The organism is Brotocaccenecus cirricatena (assembly GCF_020687045.1).
Taxonomy (GTDB): domain Bacteria; phylum Bacillota; class Clostridia; order Oscillospirales; family Oscillospiraceae; genus Vescimonas; species Vescimonas cirricatena.
Map to the genome: position 1 here is coordinate 1 of NZ_JAJEPW010000140.1, position 1,926 is coordinate 1,926.

At 52.6% G+C, this 1,926-nt stretch carries 2 protein-coding genes and 1 pseudogene; all 3 read left to right on the plus strand.

What is annotated here, in order from left to right:
- Positions 1-787: pseudogene (locus LKD37_RS17415) on the plus strand (relaxase/mobilization nuclease domain-containing protein); the annotation flags it as partial.
- A 185-nt stretch (positions 788-972) separates the two neighbouring features.
- The gene (locus LKD37_RS17420; protein WP_002569236.1) at positions 973-1,185 is read left to right on the plus strand and encodes a hypothetical protein; all 213 of its coding nucleotides are present in this window, start codon (positions 973-975) and stop codon (positions 1,183-1,185) included.
- A complete protein-coding gene (locus LKD37_RS17425) occupies positions 1,175-1,924 on the plus strand; it encodes a phage replisome organizer N-terminal domain-containing protein (RefSeq protein ID WP_002569235.1) in 750 nt (249 codons plus the stop codon). The genes LKD37_RS17420 and LKD37_RS17425 overlap by 11 nt, the downstream gene beginning before the upstream one ends.
- Positions 1,925-1,926 lie beyond the last annotated feature (2 nt).

Consider the following 1,926-nt stretch of genomic DNA (forward strand, 5'->3'; position numbering starts at 1 on the left):
CTACCTCACGCCGGACAGGACAAAGCCTATCACAGCCCGGAAGCTGGGGGACGATTTTGACAAGGCTGCTGTCCTTGTCCTGCTTACGCAGAACGCCCACAGAGCCGCCGAACAGAGCAAAGCCATACTCGAATACCCTGCCGCGGTTAAAAAGCTGTCACAAGGGGAAAAAACCACAAAAACCACCCCGGCAGACAACACCTTGCAGCGCATGGTTGACCGGGAAGCCAAGCGAGCCGAGGGCAAGGGCGTGGGCTATGACCGCTGGGCGGCAAAGCACAACCTAAAGCAAATGGCAGCTACCGTTACCGCCTATCAGCAGTACGGCTTTTCTTCCCCGGAGGAACTGGACGAAGCCTGTTCTGCCGCCTATACCGCCATGCGGGAAAGCCTTACAGAGCTGAAGCAGATGGAAAAGACGCTGAACGGGAAAAAGGAGCTGCAACGGCAGGTGCTTGCCTATTCCAAGACCCGCCCTGTCCGGGACGGGCTGAAACAGCAGAAAAACGCCAAAGCAAAAGCAGCCTACCGTCAGAAGTACGAAAGCGACTTTATCATAGCAGACGCAGCCGCCCGCTATTTCAGGGAAAACGGCATTTCCAAGCTGCCGAGCTATAAAGCCCTGCAAGCAGAGATTGAAACCCTTATCCAAGAGAAAAACAGCGGCTACAACGATTACCGGGCAAAACGGGAGGAATACCGCCGCTTACAGACTGTCAAGGGCAATATCGACCAGATTTTACACCGGGAGCGCAAGCCTGTGAAAAGGCAGGAACAGGAACGATAAAAACCGCCCCAAAATGTACCCGAACCTATACAGAACAAGGGGGCTGCCCCGTACCCTATCCGCAAATACCAAAGGATTTTTTAACGGGCTTATAGGGCAGAAAAAACCCGAAAATGATACCGAGATGATACAGAATTACCGCCGATACCGCCACACCAGCGGAAACGGCAGAAAGGAGCGCACCCATGCCAAGAATGAGCAAGAAACGGCGGCTGGAATGGTCTTTTTTCCTGCGGCAAGTGAAAGTCGGGAATTCCACCTGCGATCGTATCACATACAATGACCTCTGCCGGGGCTGTACCCATAGCTGCAAGCAGAGCTTCCGGGCGGTTATCATACTCTGCCCCCACTACTACTCCAAACGCCGGAAAAAGGAGGACAGGGACAATGGCAGATAACCGCAAGTATTACTACCTCAAGCTGAAAGAGAACTTTTTTGACAGCGACTCCATTGTGCTGCTGGAAGATATGAAAGACGGGATTTTATACTCCAATATCCTCTTGAAGCTGTACTTAAAATCGCTGAAAAACGGCGGGAAATTGCAGCTTGACGAGCATATCCCCTACACAGCGCAGATGATAGCGACACTGACCCGCCACCAGATAGGGACGGTTGAGAGGGCTTTAGAGATTTTCCGGCAGTTGGGGCTTGTGGAGCAGCTTGACAGCGGGGCTTTCTATATGACCGACATTGAGCTGATGATAGGACAGTCCTCTACCGAAGCCGAGCGGAAACGGGCTGCAAGACTGGAAAACAAGGCACTTTTACCGCCCCGGACAAAAGGCGGACATTTGTCCGACATTCGTCCACCAGAGATAGAGATAGAGTTAGAGAAAGAGATAGAGATAGAAAAAGAGAGAGAGGGAGAAACGGGACACCCCGCCCCCGCCGCTTATGGCAGATACAACAATGTGATACTGACCGATACAGAGCTTTCCGGGCTAAAAACAGAGTTGCCCGACAAGTGGGAGTATTATATTGACCGGCTTTCCTGCCATATCGCTTCCACCGGGAAACAGTACCACAGCCATGCAGCCACCATTTACAAGTGGGCGCAGGAGGACGCTGCCAAAGGCAAGGCTGCCCCGAAACAGGGCATACCCGATTATTCATGCAAGGAGGGCGAGAGCTTATGAAA